The sequence below is a fragment of the Bradyrhizobium sp. CCBAU 45394 genome, assembly GCF_028128655.1.
Taxonomy (GTDB): Bacteria; Pseudomonadota; Alphaproteobacteria; order Rhizobiales; family Xanthobacteraceae; genus Bradyrhizobium; species Bradyrhizobium diazoefficiens.
The window spans coordinates 38,798-60,901 of record NZ_LBIX01000174.1 but is presented as its reverse complement, the minus strand read 5'-3'; the positions used below and the strand labels follow the sequence as shown (position 1 = coordinate 60,901).

Genomic DNA, 22,104 nt, shown 5'->3' with positions numbered 1-22,104 from the left:
ATTCGTATACGAACGATGTTGCGCGCGGTCCCGATAGCTGTCAAGCGGCGGCGCGCGCGAAAAGATGCGCTGCCGAATAAAACCTCATTTGCCTGCCGCCTTTGTCCACAAAGCGGGCAGTCGCGCTGCACTGCGGCATGGCCGCTTGCACGTTTGTGTACAAACGGTATCGTCGCAACGTACAATTTTTGCGACCCGATCGTCGCGGGGCTTGGGAACAGGATGACGCAGACACCGATCCGCCTCACCGTGAACGGCAGGATCCACGAGATCACTGCAGAGCGCGCAACGCCATTACTCTATGTGCTGCGCAACGACCTCGCGCTCAACGGTCCGAAATTTGGCTGCGGCCTCGGCGAATGCGGCACCTGTACTGTCCTGATCGACGGCGCCGCCGCGCGCTCCTGCGTCATCCCGGTCGGCGGCTGCGCGGGACGCGACATCGTGACGCTCGAAGGGCTCGGCACAAGCGACAAGCCTGATCCGGTGCAGCAGGCCTTCATCGACGAGCAGGCCGCGCAATGCGGCTACTGCCTCAACGGCATGATCATGACCACCAAGGCGCTGCTCGCGATCAACCCGCAGCCGACAGAACAGGAAGCGCTGGCGGCGCTGCGCTACAATCTCTGCCGCTGCGGCACGCATGTCGAAATCCTGCGCGCCGTGATGCGCGCATCGGGGCAGCTCACCGAGGCCGCGGACTGATGACCTCCCCTGCCTCGAACGGAGCTGAGCGGCAATCAGGCTCGCTCGTCGTCGTCCGCACCGTGGACGAGATCACATCCGAGACCTTCGTCCGCATCACCGCAGACGGCTCGGTCACCGCTTACAATGGTCATGTCGATCTCGGCACCGGCATCCGCACCGCGCTCGGCCAGATCGTCGCCGAGGAGCTCGACGTGTCCTTTGCGCGCGTCGTCATCGTGCTCGGCGATACCGCTGTCGTGCCGAACCAGGGCGCCACGATCGCCAGTGAAACCATCCAGATCACTGCCGTGCCCCTGCGCAAGGCCGCGGCGCAGGCGCGCCACTTCCTGATCGCGCGCGCAGCCGAGCGGCTGGAGTTGCCGGAGGCCGACCTCAAGATCGAAGACGGCCTCGTGCGCGGGCACGACAACCGCAGCGTCAGCTATGGCGAATTGATCGGCGGCGAGACGATCCGGCTCGAGCTTGCCGACGACGTCGCCGTCAAGCCCGTCGGCGACTACGCCATCGTCGGCCAGTCGATGCCGCGGGTCGACCTGCCGGCGAAGGCCACGGGCGAGCTGACCTTCGTGCACGACGTCCGCCTGCCTGGCATGCTGCACGGCCGCGTCGTGCGTCCGCCCTATGCCGGCGTCGATGCCGGGCCGTTCGTCGGCACCAGCCTGCTCGCGGTCGACGAATCCTCGGTGCGCGACGTTCCCGGCGTTATAGCCGTCGTGCACATCGGCGATTTCGTCGGAATCGTCGCCGAGCGCGAGGAGAATGCGATTCGCGCCGCGGAGCAGCTCAAGGTGAGCTGGAAGCCGACGCCCACCCTCACCGACCTCGCCGATGTCGAGACCGCGTTGCGCGCCAATCCGTCGACGCCGCGGACGTTGATCGACAAGGGCGACGTCAATGCGGCGATATCAGGCGCCGCCAAGCCGATGCAGCGCACCTATGTGTGGCCGTACCAGATGCATGCCTCGATCGGCCCGTCCTGCGCGGTCGCCGACTTCCAGAGCGGCGACATCCGCGTCTGGTCGGGCACGCAGAATCCGCATCTGCTGCGCGGCGATCTGGCGCTGCTGATCGAGCGCCCCGAGAGCGAGATCGAAGTCATCCGGCTGGAGGCCGCCGGCTGCTACGGCCGCAACTGCGCCGACGACGTCACCGCGGATGCGCTGCTGCTGTCGCGCGCGGTCGGCCGTCCGGTGCGCGTGCAGCTGACGCGCGAGCAGGAGCACGCCTGGGAGCCCAAGGGCACCGCGCAGCTCATCGACGTCAATGGCGGCCTGAACGCCGACGGCGGCGTCGCGGCTTACGACCTCGCCACGCGCTATCCCTCGAACGCCGCGCCGACGCTGGCGCTGCTGCTGACCGGTCGCGTCTCGCCCGATCCGGCCGTGCTCCAGATGGGCGACCGCACCGCGATCCCGCCCTACGACTACGACCACATGCGCGTCGTCGCCCATGACATGGCGCCGATCGTGCGCGCGTCCTGGCTTCGCGGCGTCTCGGCGCTGCCGAACACGTTTGCGCATGAATCCTACATCGACGAGGCCGCAACGGAAGCCGGCGTCGACCCGATCGAATACCGGCTGCGCTACCTGAAAGACCAGCGCGCCGTCGATCTCGTCAATGCGGTGGCCGAGCGCGCGGGCTGGACGCCGCGGCCGGTCCGCGAAGAGAAGGACGGCGAGGTCGTGCACGGGCGCGGCTTTGCCTATGCGCTCTATGTCCACAGCAAGTTTCCGGGCTATGGCGCGGCGTGGTCGGCCTGGGTCGCCGACGTCGCCGTGAACAAGACGACCGGCGACGTCAGCGTGACGCGCGTCGTCGCCGGGCAGGACTCCGGTCTGATGATCAATCCGGACGGCGTGCGCCACCAGATCCACGGCAACGTCATCCAGTCCACCAGCCGCGCGCTGATGGAGGAGGTCTCGTTCGAGCGCGGCGCGGTGGCGGCGCGCGAATGGGGCGCCTACCCGATCATGCCCTTCCCCGACGTGCCCAAGATCGACGTCTTGTTGCTGCCGCGGCCGGATCAGCCGCCGCTCGGCGTCGGCGAGTCCGCCTCGGTCCCGAGCGCGGCGGCGATCGCCAATGCCATCTTCGATGCCACCGGCGTGCGCTTTCGCGAGCCCCCGTTCACGCCCGAGCGCATCCTCCGGGGCCTGCACGGTGACGCGCGGCCCGCGCCGCAGGCCCTGCCCGCTCCTGCAGCGCCACAGCCATCGCGCATCTGGCAGAATCCGTTCGCCAGGCGCGCCGGCATCTTTGCGACCATTGCCGCCGTCTGCACCGCCGCGATCGGCGTTGGCGCTGCCCTCTTGCCCGGCCGCGCCATCGCGCCGATCGCGCGGCCCGATGCATCGGTCTATTCCGCGGCAACCATCGCCCGCGGCGCGCAGCTTGCCGCGCTCGGCAATTGCGCGGAGTGCCACACCACGATCGGCGGTGCGCCCAACGCCGGCGGCCGCGCGCTTGCGACGCCGTTCGGCACGATCTACGCGACCAACATCACGCCCGACGTCGAGACCGGCATCGGCGCCTGGTCCTATCCCGCCTTCGAGCGCGCGATGCGCGACGGGCAGCATCGCGACGGACGGCAGCTCTATCCCGCCTTCCCCTACACGCATTTTTCGAAGACCAGCGAGGCCGACCTCCAGGCGCTCTACGCCTATCTGATGGCGCAGCCCGCGGTGCGCGCGACGCCACCCGCGAATACGCTCGCCTTCCCGTTCAACATTCGCCCGCTGCTCGCGGGCTGGAACGCGCTGTTCCATCAGACGAAGGACTTCAAGCCCGATCCCGCGCAGTCCGCGCAGTGGAATCGCGGCGCCTATCTGGTCGAAAGTCTCGGCCATTGCAGCGCCTGCCATTCGCCGCGCAACGCGCTCGGCGCCGAGCAGCGCGAGGCCTATCTCGCCGGCGGCTTTGCCGAGGGTTGGGAGGCGCCGCCGCTGACGTCGCTGTCGCAGGCACCGATCCCCTGGAGCGAGGAGGAGCTCTACGCCTATTTGCGCACCGGCCTGTCGCGCTATCACGGCGTCGCCGCCGGCCCGATGGCGCCTGTTGTCAGGGATCTCACGGCCCTGCCCAACCAGGACATTCGCGCGATGGCCGTCTATCTCAACTCGTTCAACGACGCCGCCACCGAGGCGCCGGATGCGCTTGCCGCCAGGCTCGAGAGCGCAACGCAAGTCACCACCGCCGCCTCCACCGGCGCGCGGCTCTATCAGGGCGCCTGCGCCGTCTGCCACGAGGTCGGCGGCCTGCCGCTGTTCGGCAGCCGGCCCTCGCTCGCGCTCAACAGCAATCTGCACAGCGCATCACCGGACAATCTCGTGCAGGTGATCCTGCACGGCATCGCCGAGCCAGCATCGAGCGATCTCGGCTACATGCCTGCGTTCAGGAACAGCATGAGCGACGCGCAGATCGAGGAGCTCGTCACGTTCCTGCGCAGGCAGTTCGCCCCCGACAAGCCGGCCTGGACAGGCGTGCGCGAAACGATCGCACGCGTGCGATCGCCTGCCCACTGAATATTATGCGTGCTTCTTCACTTCCACCGGCGGCGTGCCGTGGGTGTGGAAGGACTCGATCGTCTTCAGGCCCCACGCCTGGCCCTTCTTGCGCTCCTCTTCCGTCCACACGATCGGCTTCCAGTCGGGCGCGAGGATGAGGCGCGCGCCGGCATTGGCGACCTCGACGCGGTTACCGCCGGGCTCGTAGACATAGAGGAAGAAGGTCTGCTGGATCGCGTGCTTGTGCGGACCGGTCTCGATGTGGATGCCGTTCTCCAGGAAGATATCCGCCGCGCGAAGAATCTCCTCGCGGCTGTCGAGCGCGTAGGTGACGTGGTGGAAGCGGCCTGGCGTGCCGGAATGGTCGAGCGAATAGGCGAAGTCGTAGCTCTTGTTCGACATCGTCAGCCACATCGCCGCTTCCCGACCGTCGTTGAGCACGATCTGCTCGGTGAGCCGGCAGCCGAGATAGTTCTCGAAGAACTCGCGGTTGGACTTGATGTCGACGGCGAGGCAGTTGAGGTGGTCGAGGCGGCGGACATTGACGCCGCGGGCGGGAAAACGCTGCGCCTGGTTCTTGAGCGCCGGCTTCAGCTCCGGCGGCGCCTGATACCATTCGGTCTCGTAATAGAGCTCGACGATGTGGCCGTCGGGGTCGCGGCAGCGGAAGGTCGGCCCCTGCCCCATGTCGCCGTCGATCCAGCCGATGTCGAACCCGGAGCCCTTGAGCGCGGCGACGCGGCGCTCCAGCGCCTGCTGGCTGCGCGCGCGCAGCGCCATGTGCTCCATGCCTGAGGTCTTCGACGCCGTGAGCTTGAGCGAATAGCGCTCGTAATCGTCCCAGCCCCGCAGGTAGACCGACTCGCCCTTCCGGCCGCTGATTGTCATGCCCATCACGTCGACGAAGAATTTCAGGCTCTCGTCGGGCTTGGGCGTCAGCAGCTCCATATGGCCGAGATGGGCAAGATCGAGGATCGGTTCGGGCTGCATGCTTTCCTCCTGGCGTGGCTGCGATCCGCAGGAACCGGATCGCGCATTCGGGCACAGGGCCGCAATTGGCTCACGCGCCCGGAGGCGGCACCGAGGCCGCGGGTTCATTTGTACTAATGTACAAATGATTAGGTCCCGTCAACAAACCAACCCTTGCATCCCGGACCGAATGGCGCCCCGCGCTTGAGAAGAACCATCCCCGAACGGCGGACGGACTGCCCGAATGGTAAAATCTTCCCTAATTCGATCGAAAGCCTGCTGGCCCCAAAAAGCAGCACTTTCCGGCCGTTTCCGCCCACAGATATGCATCAGGAACGAATCTATCGGCCGAATTGTCGCGGATTTAACGAAGCGGCCGCGGCTGCCGTTTAACCGTTTGTGCAGCCGCGGCCGCGCATAGTCCGGTGCAACCCCCGTGCTCTTGCCAGGTTCATTCATCGTGACATCCTTTGGACGCGTGATTTCGGTACGTGGATCGCTCGCCCGGGTCGGGCTTCTGGCGGCAAGCCAGATGCCGATCTCGGAGGTTCGGGCGACCGTCGGCCGTTTCGTCAGCATTCGCTGCGCCAGCTCGGTCATCGTCGCGATGATCACCGAGGTCTCCTGCGAGAATCTGTCGAGCGCCGACAATTACATCGCCATCGCCTCGGTCGACCTGCTCGGCGAGATCCTCAACGCCGCCGACAAGGCCAAATTCCAGCGCGGCGTCACCAATTATCCGACCATCGGCGACGCGGTCGACCTGATCACGAGCCAGGAGCTGCGCACGATCTACGCGCCGACCGGATCGGACCAGATCAACGTCGGCTTCCTCCAGCAGGACCGCTCGGTGATCGCCTATGTCGACGTCGAGGAAATGCTGTCCAAGCATTTTGCCGTGCTGGGATCGACCGGCGTCGGCAAATCGACCGGCGTCTCGCTGCTGCTCAACGAGATCCTGAAGGCGCGCCCGAACCTGCGCATCTTCCTGCTCGACGTGCACAACGAATATGGCCGCTGCTTTGGCGACCGCGCGCTGGTGCTGAACCCGCGGAACCTGAAGCTGCCGTTCTGGCTGTTCAACTTCGAGGAAATCGTCGACGTGCTGTTCGGCGGCCGCGCGGGCGTCCCGGAGGAGCTCGACATCCTCGCCGAGGTGATCCCGCTCGCCAAGGGCGTCTACACCCAGTACCAGAACGCCGACCGCATCGGCCTCAAGCGCATCGACCCCAAGCAGATCGGCTACACCGTCGACACACCGGTGCCTTATCGTCTCGTCGATCTGATGTCGCTGATCGATGAGCGCATGGGCAAGCTCGAAAACCGCTCCTCGCGCATCATCTATCACAAGCTGATCTCGCGTATCGAGGCGGTGCGCAACGATCCGCGCTACGCCTTCATGTTCGACAACGCCAATGTCGGCGGCGACACCATGGCCGAGGTGATCAGCCACCTGTTCCGCCTGCCGGCCAACGGCAAGCCGATGACGGTCATGCAGCTCGCCGGCTTCCCGGCCGAAGTGATCGATTCCGTCGTCTCGGTGCTCTGCCGCATGGCCTTCGACTTCGGCCTGTGGAGCGACGGCGTCTCGCCGCTCTTGTTCGTCTGCGAGGAAGCGCATCGCTACGCCTCCGCCGACCGCAATGTGGGCTTCGGGCCGACCCGCAAGGCGGTGTCGCGCATCGCCAAGGAAGGCCGCAAATACGGCGTCTATCTCGGGCTGATCACCCAGCGTCCGGCCGAGCTCGACGCCACCATCATCTCCCAGTGCAACACGCTTTTCACGATGCGTCTTGCCAACGAGCGCGACCAGGCGCTGCTGCGCGCCGCGGTGTCGGATGCGGCCGCGAACCTACTCTCCTTCGTACCCTCGCTCGGCACCCGCGAGGTGCTGGCGTTCGGCGAAGGCGTCGCACTGCCGACGCGCTTGCGCTTCAAGGAGGTGCCGCCGCACCAATTGCCGCGCGGCGAAGCCACCATCAGCAGCGTGCCGTCGGTGACCTCCGGTCACGACATGCATTTCGTCAGCGCCGTGCTCGAGCGCTGGCGCGGCGCCACCTCGCAGCGCGACGTGCCGAACGACCCGGTGTTCCAGGCGCCACCCGCGAAGACGCTCGGCACCGCCGAAGCCCCGATGCTGCAGCCCTCGATGGGCCTCGATCCCGACCGCTTCTCGCTGTTGAAGAAGCCGCTGCGGTAAGGCCACGCTCCATCCAACTCGTCATTGCGCGCGCAGCGAAGCAATCCAGAATCCCGCCGCGGAAACACTCTGGATTGCTTCGCTGCGCTCGCAATGACGGTTCAAGGTGAACGAGCGCCATTCCCCAATGCGCATCCAAACCGCAGATGCGCCGTCGCGCCGCGCCAACCGGTGCCCCGTGGCACGTTGAGCCCCGCGTCCGCATCGACTATGGTTGCCGGCCCCAAGCCGGAATCCATGCCAATGACAAAAACAGCCGCACAACGCTTCCCAGCTCCCGCCCTCGACACGCTGCCTGACGACATCCGCACGCGCCTCCTCGCCGTGCAGGAGAAGAGCGGCTTCGTGCCGAACGTCTTCCTCACGCTGGCCTATCGTCCGGACGAGTTCCGCGCGTTCTTCGCCTATCACGACGCGCTGATGGAGAAGGACGGCGGCCTCACCAAGGCCGAACGGGAGATGATCGTGGTGGCGACCTCGGCGGCCAACCAGTGCCAGTATTGCGTGATCGCCCATGGCGCTATCCTGCGCATCCGCGCCAAGAACCCGCTGATCGCCGACCAGGTCGCGGTGAACTATCGCAAGGCCGACATCACGCCGCGGCAGAAGGCGATGCTCGATTTCGCGATGAAGGTCTCGGCCGACGCGCAGCGGATATCGGAGGAGGATTTCGCCGCGCTTGCGCCGCACGGCTTCAGCGACGACGACATCTGGGACATCGCCGCGATCTCGGCCTTCTTCGCGCTGTCGAACCGGCTGGCGAACTTCACCGGCATGCGGCCGAACGACGAGTTCTACTTGATGGGCCGGCTGCCGAAGAAGTGAATGACGCGGTGGCTGACGAGCAATGACCGTGCTGAACTGGCCCGAGATCCTTCTGCGCCTCGGCGTCGCCACGCTCGCAGGCTGCGCCATCGGCCTCAATCGTGACCTGCACGGCAAGCCGATCGGGCTGAAGACGCTCGGCATCGTCGGGCTCTCGACCGCGACCGTCGTATTGCTGGCCGTGCAGTTCGCCGAGGCCGGCAAGATCACCGATGCGGCAAGCCGCGTCATCCAGGGCATCCTCACCGGCATCGGCTTCCTCGGTGCCGGCGTCATCGTCCACGAAAGCGAGAGGTTTCGCGTCCGCGGCCTGACCAGTGCCGCCTGCACCTTCCTCGCCGCCTGCCTCGGCATCGCCTGCGGCGTCGGCCAGTGGCCGATCGTCGGAACGGCGCTGACACTGGCCTTCCTGATCCTCACCGTCGGCAACCGCGCCGAGCACTGGCTGCACCGGATGCTCGGCGCCAGGGACGAGACGCACGAAACCGATGCGTCGCCGAAGCCGCGCTCCCCGGATGAGAGCTAGAACCGAAGCCGCCGCGCCCACAGCGGTTTCAGCAATTCGAGCACCGTCAGCACCAGCAGCCCCGCGCCGAGCGCGATCATCAGATCGTCCGCATGCAGCGGACCAAAGCGGAACAGGCTGGAGGCCGGCGGCCAGAGCAGCGCGGTGGCGAGAACGAGAGCCACCCCCGCGAAGATCCAGGTCAATGCGGGATTTGGACGGAAGAATGCGGACGCGAACGATGCGCTGAAGGACCGATTGACCAGGACCAGAGCGACAATGCAGACGACGAGCGTCACGAAGGCGAGCGTCCTCGCCTCGTCGGCGACGAGGCCGGAGCGAAGCGCGCCGACGAATATGATGGCGGTCAGGGCAAATGCGAGGGCACCCTGAAGCACGCTCCAGCCAACCAGTGCCCACGAGAACAGCGCGGCATCAGGCCGCCTCGGCGGACGCGTCATCGCATCGCGCTCGTCCCGCTCCGCCTCGAACACCAGCGAGCATACGGGGTCGATAATCAGCTCCAGAAATGCGATGTGCACCGGACTGAAGATCAGCGGCAGCCCGAAGACCAGGGGCAGCAGCGCAAGTCCGGCGATCGGCACATGAACGGCGAAGATGAAGGCCATCGCCTTCCGCAGATTGTCGTAGATGCGGCGGCCCAGACGAATGGCCGACACGATCGAACCGAAATCGTCGTCGAGCAGCACGATCGCCGACGCCTCTCGCGCGACGTCGGTCCCGCGCCCTCCCATCGCGATGCCGATGTGGGCGGCCTTGAGCGAAGGCGCGTCGTTGACGCCGTCGCCGGTCATCGCCACGATCTCGCCGTTGAGCTTCATCGCCTGGACGATGCGCAGCTTCTGCTCCGGCAAAACCCGGGCGAACACGTTGACATGCCCGACGCGTTTCGCGAGCTCCGGATCATCCGCCAGCCTGACCTGATCGCCGGTCATGACGTCACGGACGTCGAGTCCGGCCTGGTTCGCGATGGCAACGGCGGTTGCCGGATAATCGCCCGTGATCATGACGACGCGGATCCCCGCCGCGCGGCATTCGCGAACCGCCTCCGGGACACGGGGCCGCAGCGGATCGGCAAGCCCGACCAGGCCGACAAATCGAAACGCGAAATCCTCCTGGGTCGGCGGGAGTGAAGACTCATCGCAGGCGGCAACGGCCATCCCCAGCACGCGAAGCCCGTCCCTCGCCATCGCGCTGGCGGCATCTCGCACCGAATCCTGATCAGCAGCGTTCATCCTGCACAGGCGCGCGATCGCCTCGGGCGCGCCCTTGGCGCATGCGACGAGGTCCGCCCGGCCGGCCGTGCGCCAGACCTGCGTCATGGCCAGCAGCTCGGGGCGCAGACCGTAGGTACGCACCAGCGTCCGGTCGCCGTCCGGCGCATCGCCTCCCCGCAAGGCGTCCTGCGCGAACAGATGCAGAGCCTTCTCCATCGGGTCGAACGGTTCCGGAGAGCTCGCCAGGGCACCGCAACGCGCCAGCTCGATAAATTCAGGCCTGGCGTCATCCCGCCCGGCGCTCTCCGGACGCATGCGTGCCCCGTCGAGCAGCCGCAACTCCGCGACGGACATCTGGTTCTGCGTCAGTGTCCCGGTCTTGTCGGTGCACAGGACGGTCGCAGAACCCAGGACCTCGATGGCTGCGGCTCGCCGCGTCAGGACGCGCGCCTGCGAAATCCGCCAGGCTCCCATCGCCATGAAGACCGTGAGCACGACGCCAAATTCTTCCGGCAACATCGCCATGCCGATGGCGATGCCCGCAAGCAGCGCTTGCAGCCAGTCCCCACGCAAGACTCCGTAGAGCGCGATGGCGGCCACGCTGACGACCGCGCCGCCGAGGAAGCAGAGCCGCACCAGTCTTGCGGTCTGTTGCCGAAGCCGGGGCGGCTCGGTTTGCAAGCCGCGCAGCGACAGCCCGATCTTCCCGATCTCGCTGCGCGGGCCGGTGGCCTCGACCAGCGCCAGCCCCTCGCCGCGCACGACGAGCGAACCTGAATACACGAAGGGCTGATCCTCGCCGCCCGGCCGCTGATCGGCTGACATGGCCTTGCCGGCAGCCCGCTTGCGGACGGGCACCGACTCGCCGGTCAGCAGCGACTCGTCGATCTGCAGATCGCGCGCGTCCACCAGCGCGGCGTCGGCCGGAATCCGGTCGCCTTCGCCGAGGACGAGCAGGTCGCCGCGCACGACCTCGCGGCCCGGGATGCGCCGACGCGCACCGTCCCGCACCACGAGCGCGCGCGGGCTGCTCAGGTCGCGCAAGGCTTCCAGAACGCGCTCGGTCCGGGTCTCCTGCACCACCGTGATCACGATCGACATCGCACCGAAGACCAAGAGGATCAGCGCTTCCCTGAGATCGCCGAGCACGAGGTAGACCAGCCCACCGCAAAGCAGCAGCACGAGCATCGGCTCGCGCAGCACTTCCATGACGATGCGGAGCGGACTGCGTCGTTCGGGCCGAGGCAACTCGTTGGCGCCGTCCTCTTCCAACCGCGCCCGAGCCTCGGCCTCGCTCAGCCCGGCCGGTCTTTTGGCTTCCGTGGCGCTCACGTCTTCCGCCGCAGGCTCCAGAGACTTCCGGCGAGCAGGACGGCCGTCACGAGCAGTATGGCGACGAAGGTCTGGATGATTGTGAAGTTCAGCGCATCACGCGCGACGAACAGCGCGGTGATGGCTCCGGCCAGGACAAACAGAATGCGAAGGATCAGGCTCATCGTCGCGTCTCCAGGTCGGCATGATCCGGAGCCCACCTGGCGACGCGGGATCGCAATGCTGGTTCGGCTGTCATGCCGGCGGACCTTAGCGGCCGCCGCCGACGCCGATTTGCGATACGTCAATTTTACCTGCGCCGTTGGGCCGCACGTTCGGCCCGGTCCGCCGCCTGCGCCTCCTCAACATCCAGCGTAATCGACACTTTCAGGAACGGCGCACCCCGCCAGCGGAAGTCCACGACGACGGGCCGCGCACGGCCGACCGCGGCATCGGGCGGCTCAAAGCGTCGGGGACTGGTGGAGATAACGGCCGTCGAAATCCGCGAGTTCCAAGAACTTCTGCTCGTCGAGTACGGTGACGCGGCCGCGCTGAAATTCCACGATCCCCTCCTGGCGCAACTGCTTGATCACCCGGTTGGCGTGGACCGCCGTGATCCCCAGGGCCTCGCCGATCTGCTCCTGGGTCAGCGGCATCTCGAAAGTGTTGCCGTCCACGCGACCGATCACCCTGAGGCGCTCGCGCAGCTCGATCATGACATGGGCGAGGCGTGCAGGCGCCGGACGCTGGCCGACATTGACGATCCACTCGCGAAACATCGCGGCGTCGATCAGCGTGTCCCGCCAAAACATCTCGGCGACGACCGGCCTGCGTTGGTGCAATCTTCGCAGCGTATCGTGGCTGATGAAGCCCAGCGTGCATGGCGTCAGCGTCGAGAGCTCATGGTCCATCACGTGCAGGAACAGGCTCATCAGGTCCGGGATCTCGCCCGGAATGTGCAGGGAGAGAATCTGTCGCTTGCCGCTCGCGATCGTCTTGGAGCGCGCGCAAAATCCCTCGACAATCAGGCAGCATTCGGTAGCCCGCTCGCCATCCCTCACCACGGGCGTCTCCGCCGGATACTGTCTCACCGCGATCGGAAGCGCTTCGATTTCTCTGACATCCTCCTCCGAAATGCCGGAAGAGACGCGCAAACGCCTGACAAGCGCAGCACGGATCGTGTCGCTGGGCACGCGAAGTCGCTCCGTTTGCATGAATTGGACCCATGGCGCGCCGGGCGCCGCCGTCATGAAACCCGCGATCCCCGCCCCCGTTCCAACAAAAGTTAAGGACGCCGCTCGCGTCCGCATGGTTGGCTCCGCGCCGGAAAGGCCAAACCATGACCAAGAAACGCAACCGTACAAAACCGGCCCTGTCTCTCCAGGAGCGCTTGGACAAGTTCACACAAGAGGCCCGCGCCGCCGCCAGGAACCTGCCGGCCGGCGCCGAGCGCCACACGCTGTTGCAGAAGGCGCGCGACGGCGAGGCGGCCGCGGAGATGGAGCGCCTGCTGTCCCCGCCCGGTCCGCAAGCCCCGAAGTGATCTGCGACGCGCTACGCCGCTAGCGCTTCGCCATCAACTCGAGCGCCGGGGCAAAGCGCTCGGAAAACGTCAACGTCTTGGCGTGGTGAACTGCGGCAAACGATGCCGAGATTCCTGCTGAGGCGACCGCGAGCAAGGCAATTGCAAAAACCAGACGGCGCATTTTGGCCTCCTGTGTGAGCTCGAGACCCAACAGATGGGACGGCTCTGTTTCAGGACGGTTTCGTGCGAACAGAAAATGGCTTCGCTCAAGAGGCTGTGATGAGGTCCTGTCGCGGGGCCGCAGCCGCCATACACTAATAGGTAGTTGCTGCTGTCTTGCAGCGGGTGCGTGCCGGGTCGGGAATTTTACGCACGCGCTCACGATCTTGAAATCGCAAGACTGCCGCAACAGGCAACATTTGCAGGAGTGCAAAGTCTTCGAGGATCACTCACATGAACGTCGTCATTCAGAAGCTCAATGGCCTATGGCACCTCATCATCGGATCGAGCCGGATCCGAACGCCCTTCCTGGAAACCCAGGAGCGCGCGCTGGTCGTGACTTACGCCCGGCGCATCTACCCCGGCGCCAAGATCTTCCAGCGCGACTGATCTGAGCCGCCGCGCCTAATCGTCGTCCGCGGGCCCGCACCAGCCCGGCAGATAGATCGCATCCTTGCTCTTGGCCGCGGACAGCGCCTTTTCCAGCGCCTTGTCGAAATTGGCATCCACCGCCTTGCGCGACAATTTCCGGCGCAGATAGTCGGCCCACAGGAATTCGGAGAACGGCGTGGTGTCCTTGGCAAATCCCCCCAGGCGGCGGAGCTCGCCGGCGAGGCTGCGGAAGGGATCGTCCCTGAGATCGGCGACTGATTTCGGCAGGTCGCGGAACGGCCGCCTTTCGCCCTTGGAATCGTAGGGATAGACCCAGCGCTTGTTGTCCATCACGCCCCAGAAGGCCTCGCGCTCGACCATCCTGAGGTCGCCGACGACAGTCACCAGCACTTCCTTGACGCCCTCGTCGTGCAATGCGCGGCCGAGATGATGATGGTCGATCACGTAGTAACGCTTGTCCGGCCCGTACACGACGGGGATCATGTGCTTGCCGAGCAGATCGGCCTGCTTCTTGCTGTCGTGCTCGCGCCAGCGTTTGCGCTTCTCCTTGACCTCGCGCATGCCGACCGTCATCTGCGTCGGCCGAAGCGACAGGATCGGCACCGGATGCACCCTCGGCTCGCGCGCGTTCGTGGTCATGGTCGAAGAGCCCCTCACATTGTTGGTTGCAACCGGTGGTCCAGGTTCCATGATTATGCCATGGGCCTTGCGGCGACAAAATGCGTTCGGCGCGCAAAGGAAGATCACAAGCCGATGTTCGCGGGACCGGGCACGGCAGGTGCCATGGCTGTTTTGCAGCGCAACCCCGCGCATCCTGACACCGGCATGACGACCGCTGTCGCGGGCCTTCGCGAAGAGGTCGTGCAAAAGCGTAATGCACGTACGCGTTGAGAAGATTTTCTGCAACGCGTTCACCACGTATGCTATCAAAAACCGCTGCTTCGGAGTGATCCTCGCACCATGAAATCCCAGCGGCCCATAAGCTCTGATGAGGAGCACCGGGTGCTCCAGTTCAGGCCGCGCACCTCCCCCTCCCCGACGGTCCACCGGGGCAACGGCACCGTGCAGCCGATGCGCGGCGCGCCCAAGCCGCTCGACCTGTCGCGCTACGAGCAGCCCCGCACCGAGCCGGACGATTTCCGCCACCGCATGCTCGCCAACATCGCCGCGCTCGCCTTCACCATCGCGCTGACCGCGATTGGGATCTGGCTCGCCGTGAGCATCGCCGACCTGCGCCGGACCCAGGATTGCGTGCTGATGGGCCGCCGCGACTGCGCCAAGATCACGACGCCGCACATCTAGCCCGGCCCGCCGCCGATCCCCCGCCGCAAAGGGGCTCCGGCAGGCATCCCCAGCTCCGTCCCTTGCTGTCCCCTTGGCCTGCCCGGCTCCATTGAACTCAGGGCGGCGCTCCGATATACGGGCTCTCGACCCGGCCAGAGGGGGGTTGAGGGCGTCATCAGGGGCGCGATGCCCACCCGCCATGCCACTCTGGAACATCTGACAAATATCTGCAATATATCAAAGGCTTAGTGATGTCCTCCACATTCGATCAGGTCGCTACGATCATCGCTGAAACCTGCGACATTCCGCGCGACACGATCACGCCGGATAGCCACGCCATCGATGACCTCGGCATCGACAGCCTCGATTTCCTCGATATCGCGTTTGCGATCGACAAGCAGTTCGGCATCAAGCTGCCGCTGGAAAAGTGGACCCAGGAGGTCAACGACGGCAAAGCGACCACCGAACAATATTTCGTGCTGAAGAACCTGTGCGCGCGCATCGACGAGCTGGTTGCAGCCAAGGGCGCGAGCGCCTAATCGGGCGGCCATGCAACTCGAATACTTTCATATGATCGATCGCATCGTCGACCTCAGGGTCGACGAGAAGACGATCGTCGTCGAGGCCCAGGTCCCGAAGGAGAGCACCGTCTTCGAGGGACACTTCCCGGGCTATCCCTTGATGCCCGGCGTGCTCCTGATCGAATCGATGGCGCAGGCCTCGGGCTGGCTTCAGCTCGGCGTGTTCAAGTTCGAGCGCATGCCGATCCTGGCCGCCGTGAAGGAGGCCAAGGTGCGTGGCTCGGTGTTCCCCGGCGACCTCATGAGCATCGAGGCGAGCCTCTCCTATGAGGGCTCCGGTTATGCCATGACCGAAGCCAAGATCAAGGTCGGCGGCAAGCTGCGCGCGAACGCGGCGCTCACCTTCACGCTGATCCCCTTCCCCAACGCGGACATGCGCGGATACATGGCGAAAGTCGCCGAGCGCGTCGGCTTTCCGCAGCAGGCCGTATCGCCATGACTGACACCGCTTCGAAGCCCGGCCAGACGGAAGTCTGGATTACCGGCATTGGTCTTGCCACCTCGCTCGGCGAGGGCCTGGACGCCAACTGGGCCGCGCTCCAGGAGAAGCGCATCAATGTCGACGAGAAGGGCTTTGCGCCCTACATCGTGCATCCGCTGATGCCGGTCTCCTTCGACAGCCAGATCCCGAAGAAGGGCGACCAGCGCCAGATGGAAGCCTGGCAGCGCATCGGCACCTATGCCGCGGGCCTCGCGCTCGACTCTGCGGGGATCAAGGGCAACAAGGATATCCTGTCGAAGATCGACATGGTCGTGGCCGCCGGCGGCGGCGAGCGTGATCTCAACGTCGACACCGGCGTGCTCACGGCCGAGGCCAAGGGGGCGAATGCGCCCGGCTTCCTCAACGAACGCCTGATGAGCGATCTCAGGCCGACGCTGTTTCTGGCCCAGCTCTCCAATCTCCTCGCCGGCAACATCGCCATCGTGCACGGGCTCGGCGGCACCTCGCGCACCTTCATGGGCGAAGAGGTTGCGGGCGCCGATGCGGCCCGCATCGCGCTCGCGCGCATCGCCTCGGGCGAGAGCGACATCGCCCTGATCGGCGGCTCGCACAATGGCGAGCGCAAGGACCTCATGGTCCTCTACGAATTCGGCGACTTCAACCTGAAGGACAAGTTCGCTCCCGTCTGGGCGCGCAAGGACCACGCCGGCTTCGCGCTCGGCTCGGCCGGCGCGTTCCTGGTGCTGGAATCGAAGGCGCATGCGGAAGCGCGCGGCGCAAAGCCGTTCGCAAAACTGTCGAGCGTGGTGGCCGATCTGGCCCGGCGCAAGCAGCCCGGCGACATGGCGGCGACGCTGGAGAAGCTTTGGGCCAAGCTGCCGAAGCGCGAGGGCAAGGGCGCGATCATCACTGGCGCGACCGGCGCAGAGCCCGCGACATCCGAGGAGCGCGGCTTTCTGAAGGGCCACGCCGACTTCCCGGTGCGCTCGACCGGCACGATGTTCGGACACACCATGGAGACGCAATTCCCGCTCGGAATCGCGCTCGCCGCGCTGTCGATCTCGCGCGGCGCACTGTTCCCGCCGAACGATTCCACGGGGACCGAGATTGAAATGCAGGGGGCACCCACCCAGATTGTGGTCGTGGGGGCCGGACACTGGCGCGGCGAAGGCATGGCGCTGGTCGAGGCCGTAAGCCAGCTCTAGCGGGGGATCGACATGACTGCACCACGCGACAAATTCGGGCGTCCCGTCGTCGTCGTCACCGGCATGGGCATCATGACCTCGCTCGGCGCCGGCAAGGCGGACAATTGGGCGAAGCTCGTCGCCGGCGAATCCGGCATCCGCACCATCACGCGCTTTCCGGTCGACGGCCTGAAGACGACGATGGCCGGCACGGTCGATTTCGTCAGCGTCGATCCGTTCTCCTCCACCGGCCTGTCCGAGCGGATGGCCGAGATGGTCACGCAGGAAGCGCTCGAGCAGGCCGGCATCGGCGCCAACGCCGATTTCCCGGGCCCCCTCTTCCTCGCGGTCGCGCCCGTCGAAGTCGAATGGCCGCAGCGCCGCGAGCTCGGCCGCGCCGTCGGCAAGCTCGACTTCACCTATGACGACCTGCTGCGCATCTCCGGCGGCGGCAAGTACAGCGCATATCATCACCGCTTCATGTTCGGCTCGGTCGCAGCCCATCTCGCCGAGACCTTTGGCACCAAGGGCTCGCCGATCTCGCTGTCCACGGCCTGCGCCTCGGGCGCGACCTCGATCCAGCTCGGCGTGGAAGCGATCCGCCGCGGCGAGACCGATGCCGCGCTGTGCGTCGCGACCGACGGCACGGTGAATCCGGAAGCGCTGGTGCGTTTCTCGCTGCTTTCGGCACTGTCCACCCAGAACGATCCGCCGCAGGCGGCTTCCCGCCCCTTCTCCAAGAACCGCGACGGCTTCGTCATGGCCGAAGGCGCCGGCGCGCTGGTGCTGGAAAGCTATGAAGCGGCGACTGCGCGCGGTGCAAAAATCCTCGGCGTGATCGCCGGCTGCGGCGAGCTCACCGATTCCTTCCACCGCACCCGCTCTTCTCCTGATGGGAAGCCGATCATCGGCTGCATGAACAAGACGCTGGCCGATGCCGGCATGACCCCGGACCAGATCGACCACATCAACGCGCACGGCACCGCGACGCCCGAAAACGACAAGATGGAGTACAACACGACATCGGCCGTGTTCGGCGATCTCGTCTCGAAGATTCCGGTCACCTCCAACAAGTCGATGGTCGGCCACACCATCTCGGCCGCAGGCGCCGTGGAGGCGATCTTCTCGCTGCTGACCCTCGAGCACCAGCGCATCCCGCCGACGATCAATTACGAGACCCCGGATCCCACGATCCTGTTCGACGTCGTCGGCAACAAGGCGCGCGATGCGCGCGTGACCGCGGTCATGTCGAACTCGTTCGGCTTCGGCGGCCAGAACGCCTCGCTGATCCTGACCCGCGAACCGGCCTGACCGGAGGTATGGCGCTGCTTCCTGCGAGCACGAAGGCCCGCGCGCGGGAGGCTGCCAAATCGATCGGCGGCACCCTGATCGGCGCCGCCACGGTCGGCATGCTGCGCACCACGCGCTATTTCGATCCGGTCAAGACCTCGGACTTCTTCTCACGCGTCGTGAAGCTGATCGGCCCGCGCCTGCGCGAGCACCGCATCGGCCGCGCCAATCTCACCGCTGCGTTTCCGGAGAAATCGCCGGAGGAGATCGAACAGATCCTGATGGGCGTCTGGGACAATCTCGGCCGCGTCGGCGCCGAATTCGCCCATATGGACCACGTCTGGGATTACGACCGCGACCATCCGGAAGTGAGCCGGATCGAATTGCCCAAGCGCAGCATCGAGCTGTTCGACCAAATCCGAGACGACGGCAAGCCGGCGCTGATCTTCGCCGCGCACCTTGCGAACTGGGAATTGCCCGCGCTCGCCGCCGTCGCGCATGGCCTCGATGCCGCGATCCTGTACCGCCGGCCGAACATCGCCTCCGCCGACCGCATCATCCAGGAGATGCGCCAGGTCAACATGGGCACGCTGATCCCTGCGGGGCGCGATGCGCCGCTGCGCCTCGCGCAGGCGCTGAAGGACGGCAAGCACGTCGCCATGCTGATCGACCAGTATCTGACCGGCGGCGTAGAGGTCACCTTCTTCGGCCGCAAGACCCGCGCCAATCCGATGCTGGCGCGCCTCCTGCGCCAGGTCGAATGCCCGATCCACGGCGTCCGCGTCATCCGCAAGCCCGGCGGCCGCTTCGCCGCGGAGCTGACGGAGGAAGTCCCGCCGGTCCGCGATGCCGACGGCAAGATCGACATCCAGGGCACGACACAGGCGATCACCAACGTGGTGGAAGGCTGGGTGCGCGAGCATCCCGAGCAGTGGTTGTGGCTGCACCGCAGGTGGCGCTAGCTACGCCGTCATTGCGAGGAGCGAAGCGGCGAAGCAATCCAGAGCGTCTCCGCGAATCGATTCTGGATTGCTTCGCTTCGCTCGCAATAACGGGTGCCGCACGTCAGCGCCCCGTCTTCACCTTGGTCCAGAGCCGGTTGATGATGCGCTGGGTCGCCGGCTCACGCGCCGTGATGACGAACAGTTTTGCGAGCGTCGCTTCGTCCGGATAGATGTTCTTGTCGCCCAGGATTTTCGGATCGACCAGCTTCTGGCTGGCGAGGTTGCCGTTGGCATAGGACAGGAAGTCCGAGTTCTTGGCGGCGACGTCCGGGCGGTAGAGATAGTTGATCAGCTCATAGGCTTCGCTGACGTTCTTGGCATCCGCGGGGATCGCGAGATTGTCGAAGAACATCTGCGCGCCCTCCTTCGGGATCGTGTAGCCGATCTCGACGCCGCTCTTGGCTTCCGCAGCGCGGGCGCGGGCCTGCATGATGTCGCCGGACCAGCCGACCACGAAACAGATCTCGCCGGTGGCAAGCGCGCTCAGATATTCGGACGAGTGGAACTTGCGCACGGACGGGCGAACCTTGGCGACGGCATCGGCGGCCTTCTCGAGGTCCGCCTGCTTGGTCGAGTTCGGATCGAGCCCGAGATAGCTCAGCGCCGCCGGAAAGATGTCGTCGGCGGAGTCGAGCATGTGCACGCCGCAGTCTTTGAACTTGGCGAGGTTCTCCGGCTTGAAGACGATGTCCCAGCTGTCGATCTTCGCGTCGGGTCCGAGGATCTGCTTCACCTTGGCGACGTTGTAGCCGATGCCCGTGGTGCCCCACATGTAGTTGGCGGCGTAGACGTTGCCGGGGTCGTAGATGCCGAGGCGCTGCGTCACGACAGGCCAGGCATGGCTAAGGTTCGGCAGCTTCGACTTGTCGAGCTTCTGGAAGATGTTGGCCTTGATCTGGCGCTGGAGGAAATAGGCGGTGGGCACCACGACGTCATAGCCGGACTTGCCGGCCATCAGGCGCGTCTCCAGCGTCTCGTTGGCGTCGAAGGTGTCGTAGACCACCTTGATGCCGGTCTCCTTGGTGAAGTTTTCAAGGACGTCCGGCGCCATGTAGTTGGACCAGTTGTAGAAGTTGACGACCCGCTCCTCGGCGCCTGCTTGAGCGGATAGCAACGTCAGCGCTGCAGCGATCGCGAGGCCAAAGCCAAGACCAAAGCCAGGACCAAAGCGAAGTCCGGAGCGGCCGACGTTCGTCATCTCGGTCTACCTCTTGCGTCCACGCACCGCGTCCGACAGCCGCTCCAAGGCGGTGTCGAGCGTCTGGTCCTTCTTGGCAAAGCAGAAGCGCACCACCGAGGTCACCGGGTCCTGCTCGTAGAACGCCGAGACCGGGATCGCCGCGACCTTGTAGTCCTTCACGATCCGCCAGCAGAACTCGGTATCGCTCTCGTTGAGCCCGAGCGGCGACAGGTCCACGGTGAGGAAGTAGGTCCCTTGCGACTTCAGCACGGGGAAGCCGAGGCTTTCGAGCCCCTTGGTCAGCCGGTCCCTGCTGCGCGTCAGGTCCTTGCGCATCGACAGGAAGTAGTCGTCGGACTTGCCGAGGCCGTAGGCGACGGCGGCCTGCAGGTTCGGCGCGGTGGTGAAGGTCAGGAACTGGTGCACCTTGGCGGCGACGCGCAAGAGCGGCGGCGCGGCGCAGACGAAGCCGATCTTCCAGCCCGTCAGCGAGAAGATCTTGCCGGCCGAGCCGACCTTGATGGTGCGCTCGCGCATACCCGGAATCGTGATCAGCGGGATGTGCTTGTGCTCGTCGAAGGTGACGTGCTCCCAGACCTCGTCGCAGATCGCGATGACGTCGAACTCCTGGCAGTAGCGCGCCAAGAGCTCGAGGTCCTCGCGCGGATAGACCACCGCGGAGGGATTTAAGGGATTGTTGAACAGCACCGCCTTGGTCTTTGAATTGAAGACGCTTTTCAGCATGTCCTCATTCAGCCGCCAGTGCGGCGGCTCGAGCCGGACGAGGCGCGGAATACCGCCGGCCTGGCGGATGATCGGCAGGTAGGAATCATAGACCGGCTGGAAGCAGACCACCTCGTCGCCGGGCTGCACCACCGCGAGGATGGCCGAGGTCAGCGCCTCGGTGCCGCCGGAGGTGACCATCACCTCGCTCATCGGATCGAGCTTGAGGCCGTGCCAGTGGCCGTAGTGGGTCGCGATCGCCTGGCGCAGCTCCGGCAGGCCCATCATCGACGGGTACTGGTTGTAGCCGTTCAGCGAGGCATCGGCCGCGGCGCGGCGGATATCCTCGGGGCCGGGATCGTCAGGAAAGCCCTGGCCGAGATTGATGGCGGCGTTGTCGCGCGCGGCCTGCGACATCGCCTCAAAGATAGTGACGGGAAGGTCGGCGAAGACCTTGTTCAGGGACGAGCTCTTGGACATCGGCCGGATCAGCCACCGACCTTGCTGGGAAGACCTGCCGCCTTCCAGCCCAGCATGCCGCCGGCCAGATGCTTGTCGTAAGGCAGGCCCGCCGCCTGCGCCGCGAGCGAGGCCGTCACGGAGCGTTTTCCGGAGCGGCAGGCGAACACGACCTCCTTGCCTTGGGGATCGGGGATCGCCTTGGGGTCGAAGGTCGAGAGCGGAACCACGACGCCGTAGGGATAGGCCTCGGCGTCGACCTCGTTCGGCTCGCGGACGTCGACGAGCAGATAGCGCCCTTCCGCGACACCCTTGGAGACCTCGTCCGGGGTCAGATCCTGTACTTGATTTGCCACATCATCCTCCAACGTCGCGAGCCGCATGCCGGGGCGATCCCGGCGGGCGGCAACCTCGCCTCTCGGGAGACGAAAATCAAGCACTCCAAAGGCTTGAGCCGCGCGGCGCAAGTTAAAGCCAAATCGCAGCGACTTGAAGTCCGGCGTTGAGGATGCCCTCACCACGCATTCGGTGTCATTCCCCGCGAAGGCGGGGAATCCAATA

22 protein-coding genes are annotated in these 22,104 nt (G+C 65.8%); 13 read left to right on the top strand and 9 right to left on the bottom strand.

The window, feature by feature from the left end; all coding sequences use genetic code 11:
• The first annotated feature begins 222 nt into the window (after nt 1–222).
• Both WN73_RS33540 and WN73_RS33535 read left to right on the top strand, forming a co-directional pair.
• Nucleotides 223–705, top strand: a complete 483-nt coding sequence (locus tag WN73_RS33540; RefSeq protein ID WP_028170885.1) for a (2Fe-2S)-binding protein — start codon at nt 223–225, stop codon at nt 703–705.
• Nucleotides 705–4,229: a molybdopterin cofactor-binding domain-containing protein gene (locus WN73_RS33535; protein ID WP_271556440.1), complete on the top strand. Its 3,525-nt coding sequence runs from the start codon at nt 705–707 to the stop codon at nt 4,227–4,229. Before WN73_RS33540 ends, WN73_RS33535 begins: the two co-directional genes overlap by 1 nt.
• 3 nt (nt 4,230–4,232) lie before the next feature.
• On the opposite strand, the gene WN73_RS33530 is transcribed toward WN73_RS33535, so the two are convergent.
• Entirely contained in the window at nt 4,233–5,201 is a 969-nt protein-coding gene (locus WN73_RS33530; RefSeq protein WP_271556438.1) for a catechol 2,3-dioxygenase, read from the bottom strand.
• A gap of 439 nt (nt 5,202–5,640) precedes the next feature.
• On the opposite strand from WN73_RS33530, the gene WN73_RS33525 reads away from it, so the two are divergent.
• From WN73_RS33525 to WN73_RS33515, 3 genes are all read left to right on the top strand, one after another.
• On the top strand, nt 5,641–7,380 hold the full coding sequence (locus tag WN73_RS33525) for an ATP-binding protein (protein ID WP_028170883.1): 1,740 nt from the start codon (nt 5,641–5,643) through the stop codon (nt 7,378–7,380).
• Nucleotides 7,381–7,623: 243 nt separating this feature from the next.
• Entirely contained in the window at nt 7,624–8,205 is a 582-nt protein-coding gene (locus WN73_RS33520) for a peroxidase-related enzyme (RefSeq protein WP_011086598.1), read from the top strand.
• 22 nt (nt 8,206–8,227) lie between these two features.
• Nucleotides 8,228–8,731, top strand: a complete 504-nt coding sequence (locus tag WN73_RS33515) for an MgtC/SapB family protein (RefSeq protein WP_271556435.1) — start codon at nt 8,228–8,230, stop codon at nt 8,729–8,731.
• Here WN73_RS33515 and WN73_RS33510 read toward each other — a convergent pair.
• From WN73_RS33510 to WN73_RS33500, 3 genes are all read right to left on the bottom strand, one after another.
• Nucleotides 8,728–11,280 carry an HAD-IC family P-type ATPase gene (locus WN73_RS33510; RefSeq protein ID WP_271556433.1) on the bottom strand — a complete coding sequence of 851 codons (2,553 nt, stop codon included), beginning with the start codon at nt 11,278–11,280 and terminating at the stop codon, nt 8,728–8,730. The two genes, WN73_RS33515 and WN73_RS33510, sit on opposite strands and share 4 nt — an antisense overlap.
• A complete protein-coding gene (locus WN73_RS33505) occupies nt 11,277–11,444 on the bottom strand; it encodes a hypothetical protein (RefSeq protein WP_165405372.1) in 168 nt (55 codons plus the stop codon). The genes WN73_RS33510 and WN73_RS33505 overlap by 4 nt, the downstream gene beginning before the upstream one ends.
• 276 nt (nt 11,445–11,720) lie before the next feature.
• Nucleotides 11,721–12,509, bottom strand: coding sequence for a Crp/Fnr family transcriptional regulator (locus WN73_RS33500; RefSeq protein WP_232675185.1), 789 nt, complete (start codon nt 12,507–12,509; stop codon nt 11,721–11,723).
• 89 nt (nt 12,510–12,598) lie between these two features.
• Here WN73_RS33500 and WN73_RS33495 point away from each other — a divergent pair, with 89 nt between their 5' ends.
• Nucleotides 12,599–12,802, top strand: a complete 204-nt coding sequence (locus tag WN73_RS33495; RefSeq protein ID WP_271556430.1) for a hypothetical protein — start codon at nt 12,599–12,601, stop codon at nt 12,800–12,802.
• 19 nt (nt 12,803–12,821) lie between these two features.
• On the opposite strand, the gene WN73_RS33490 is transcribed toward WN73_RS33495, so the two are convergent.
• Nucleotides 12,822–12,965: a hypothetical protein gene (locus WN73_RS33490; RefSeq protein ID WP_165448150.1), complete on the bottom strand. Its 144-nt coding sequence runs from the start codon at nt 12,963–12,965 to the stop codon at nt 12,822–12,824.
• A 272-nt stretch (nt 12,966–13,237) separates the two neighbouring features.
• Here WN73_RS33490 and WN73_RS33485 point away from each other — a divergent pair, with 272 nt between their 5' ends.
• The gene (locus WN73_RS33485) at nt 13,238–13,393 is read left to right on the top strand and encodes a hypothetical protein (protein WP_165448149.1); all 156 of its coding nucleotides are present in this window, start codon (nt 13,238–13,240) and stop codon (nt 13,391–13,393) included.
• 15 nt (nt 13,394–13,408) lie between these two features.
• On the opposite strand, the gene WN73_RS33480 is transcribed toward WN73_RS33485, so the two are convergent.
• Nucleotides 13,409–14,035 carry a ParB-like protein gene (locus WN73_RS33480; RefSeq protein WP_028170879.1) on the bottom strand — a complete coding sequence of 209 codons (627 nt, stop codon included), beginning with the start codon at nt 14,033–14,035 and terminating at the stop codon, nt 13,409–13,411.
• A gap of 321 nt (nt 14,036–14,356) precedes the next feature.
• On the opposite strand from WN73_RS33480, the gene WN73_RS33475 reads away from it, so the two are divergent.
• The 6 genes from WN73_RS33475 to WN73_RS33450 all read left to right on the top strand — a co-directional run bounded on the left by WN73_RS33475 (nt 14,357) and on the right by WN73_RS33450 (nt 19,139).
• Nucleotides 14,357–14,698 (top strand): hypothetical protein, encoded by a 342-nt coding sequence (locus tag WN73_RS33475; RefSeq protein ID WP_028170878.1) that lies wholly within the window; start codon nt 14,357–14,359, stop codon nt 14,696–14,698.
• 233 nt (nt 14,699–14,931) lie between these two features.
• Nucleotides 14,932–15,219, top strand: a complete 288-nt coding sequence (locus WN73_RS33470; RefSeq protein WP_007592476.1) for an acyl carrier protein — start codon at nt 14,932–14,934, stop codon at nt 15,217–15,219.
• A 10-nt stretch (nt 15,220–15,229) separates the two neighbouring features.
• Nucleotides 15,230–15,700: a 3-hydroxyacyl-ACP dehydratase FabZ family protein gene (locus WN73_RS33465; RefSeq protein ID WP_161535332.1), complete on the top strand. Its 471-nt coding sequence runs from the start codon at nt 15,230–15,232 to the stop codon at nt 15,698–15,700.
• The gene (locus WN73_RS33460) at nt 15,697–16,908 is read left to right on the top strand and encodes a beta-ketoacyl-ACP synthase (protein WP_271556424.1); all 1,212 of its coding nucleotides are present in this window, start codon (nt 15,697–15,699) and stop codon (nt 16,906–16,908) included. Before WN73_RS33465 ends, WN73_RS33460 begins: the two co-directional genes overlap by 4 nt.
• A gap of 12 nt (nt 16,909–16,920) precedes the next feature.
• Complete coding sequence (locus tag WN73_RS33455) at nt 16,921–18,198, top strand: beta-ketoacyl-ACP synthase (RefSeq protein WP_011086589.1); 1,278 nt, start codon at nt 16,921–16,923, stop codon at nt 18,196–18,198.
• A gap of 8 nt (nt 18,199–18,206) precedes the next feature.
• Entirely contained in the window at nt 18,207–19,139 is a 933-nt protein-coding gene (locus tag WN73_RS33450; protein WP_011086588.1) for a lipid A biosynthesis lauroyl acyltransferase, read from the top strand.
• A 103-nt stretch (nt 19,140–19,242) separates the two neighbouring features.
• On the opposite strand, the gene WN73_RS33445 is transcribed toward WN73_RS33450, so the two are convergent.
• From WN73_RS33445 to WN73_RS33435, 3 genes are read right to left on the bottom strand one after another with little or no spacing between them, the layout of a single operon-like run.
• Nucleotides 19,243–20,379: a polyamine ABC transporter substrate-binding protein gene (locus tag WN73_RS33445; protein WP_271556419.1), complete on the bottom strand. Its 1,137-nt coding sequence runs from the start codon at nt 20,377–20,379 to the stop codon at nt 19,243–19,245.
• A 6-nt stretch (nt 20,380–20,385) separates the two neighbouring features.
• On the bottom strand, nt 20,386–21,564 hold the full coding sequence (locus WN73_RS33440) for an aminotransferase (protein WP_011086586.1): 1,179 nt from the start codon (nt 21,562–21,564) through the stop codon (nt 20,386–20,388).
• Nucleotides 21,565–21,572: 8 nt separating this feature from the next.
• Nucleotides 21,573–21,899 carry a rhodanese-like domain-containing protein gene (locus WN73_RS33435; protein WP_028170872.1) on the bottom strand — a complete coding sequence of 109 codons (327 nt, stop codon included), beginning with the start codon at nt 21,897–21,899 and terminating at the stop codon, nt 21,573–21,575.
• Nucleotides 21,900–22,104 lie beyond the last annotated feature (205 nt).